Genomic DNA, 1,602 nt, shown 5'->3' with positions numbered 1-1,602 from the left:
CGGCTGGTCCTGGCACTTCCCGCCGTACGTCTGGCACCTCGGGGCCGAGGCGCTGAGTCCGGTGCGGGCCTGGGCGTTCGACGCCGGGTCCGTGCGCGCGATGTGCGCGGAGGACCCGGAGTTCGGCCGGGCGATCGCGATCTGGGTGGGGCGCGTGGTCGCCCAGCGGCTGCACGCCTCCCGGGTCCGGCTGCTCGACCTCTTCGCGCCCTACGGCAGCGGGAGTGCCCGATGAGCGCCCGGTTCGGTGAGGAGGAGAGCATGGCCGGCAGCCCGCACCTGGTGAGTGACGTGATGACGCGTGCCGTGGTCGCGGTGGGGCGCACGGCCCAGTTCAAGGACATCGTCGAGCGCATGGAGCGGTGGCGGGTCGGGGCGCTTCCGGTGCTGGAGGGCGACGGCCGGGTGATCGGCCTGGTGTCCGAGGCCGATCTGCTGCCCAAGGAGGAGTTCCGGGACAGCGACCCGGACCGGATCACCCAGCTGCGCCGGCTCGCGGACCTGGCCAAGGCGGGTGCGGTCACCGCCGAGGAGCTGATGAGCACGCCCGCCGTCACCGTGCGCGGCGGTGCCACGCTCTCCGAGGCGGCGCGCATCATGGCGCTGAAGCGGGTCAAGCGGCTGCCGGTGGTGACCTCGGAGGGTGTGCTGGAGGGCGTGGTCAGCCGCGGTGACCTGCTCAAGGTGTTCCTGCGCCCGGACAACGACCTCGCCGACGAGATCCGCCGTGACGTCCTCGACGTGCTGTTCCCCGCTCCGGTCGAGCCCGTGCACGTCACGGTCGCCGACGGGATCGCGACGCTGACGGGGCGGGTCCCGGACGGCGAGCGGATTCCGCTGGCGGTGCGCATGGTGCGCGGTGTCGAGGGCGTCGTGGCGGTGGACTGCCGGCTGGCCGCGCCCTGAGCACGACGGACCCCGGATCCCGCCGAGGGCGGCATCCGGGGTCCGTCATGCGGTCAGCCCCGGCCCCCGCTGAGGTTCCCCCACTGGGGCCCGATCTGCTTCCACTCCGCGTCCCACTCGGCCATGCGCCGCCGGATGAGCCGGGTGCGCACCAGCCAGCCCGCGCTCCAGACCGCCGCGCCGGCCGCCGGGGCGACCAGGAAGCCGGTGAGGGCCGCCTGCAGGTCGGCGGACGCGCCGTTGACGGGCGGGGACACCACGCGCTCGGCCCCGTTCGTCCACACCGTCACGTGGGTGCCGGCGGGGGCGCCGGGGAAGACCTTGGCCCGGTCGGTGTGGACCGAGCCGTTCGGATCGGTCCAGCGCACCGTGGCCCAGATCCGCCCGTCGTCGTAGCCGGTGCCGGCGGTCGGGGTCTGCGCCGTCTGGTCGGTGAGCACGGCGGAGACGGAGTGGATCTGAGCGAGCCGTGCCGAGAACGCCGAGGCGGCGGCCTGGGCCGCCATGAGTCCCGCGAGGACCCCGCCGACCAGCACGAGCACCCAGGTGGCGAGGACGATCCAGGCCTCTACGACGTCGCTGTGCCGCCGGAGCGGATTGCGCCGCCACCGCCAGAGCCGCACCTGGCTGACCGTCGTGGGAGGTGTCCGTGTCATCGGTCACCGCCTCCTCTCGCGCGCCGCCGCCCCGCCGCTG

At 74.5% G+C, this 1,602-nt stretch carries 2 protein-coding genes and 1 pseudogene; 2 read left to right on the top strand and 1 reads right to left on the bottom strand.

The window, feature by feature from the left end; genetic code table 11:
• Together ACWEN3_RS46360 and ACWEN3_RS46355 are read left to right on the top strand one after the other, a co-directional pair.
• Positions 1 to 235: pseudogene (locus tag ACWEN3_RS46360) on the top strand (regulator); the annotation flags it as partial.
• 26 nt (positions 236 to 261) lie between these two features.
• On the top strand, positions 262 to 906 hold the full coding sequence (locus ACWEN3_RS46355; protein WP_452984449.1) for a CBS domain-containing protein: 645 nt from the start codon (positions 262 to 264) through the stop codon (positions 904 to 906).
• A gap of 53 nt (positions 907 to 959) precedes the next feature.
• On the opposite strand, the gene ACWEN3_RS46350 is transcribed toward ACWEN3_RS46355, so the two are convergent.
• Positions 960 to 1,562, bottom strand: a complete 603-nt coding sequence (locus ACWEN3_RS46350) for an Rv1733c family protein (protein WP_452984447.1) — start codon at positions 1,560 to 1,562, stop codon at positions 960 to 962.
• Positions 1,563 to 1,602 lie beyond the last annotated feature (40 nt).

It is taken from the genome of Streptomyces sp. NPDC004561 (genome assembly GCF_053602155.1).
This window is presented reverse-complemented; position numbering and strand designations above follow the sequence as displayed.

What these genes read in the sequence shown, in the direction of transcription:
- ACWEN3_RS46355 (WP_452984449.1), top strand. Translation starts at nt 262, where the DNA reads ATGGCCGGCAGCCCGCACCTGGTGAGTGACGTGATGACGCGTGCCGTG.
- ACWEN3_RS46350 (WP_452984447.1), bottom strand. Translation starts at nt 1,562, where the DNA reads ATGACACGGACACCTCCCACGACGGTCAGCCAGGTGCGGCTCTGGCGG.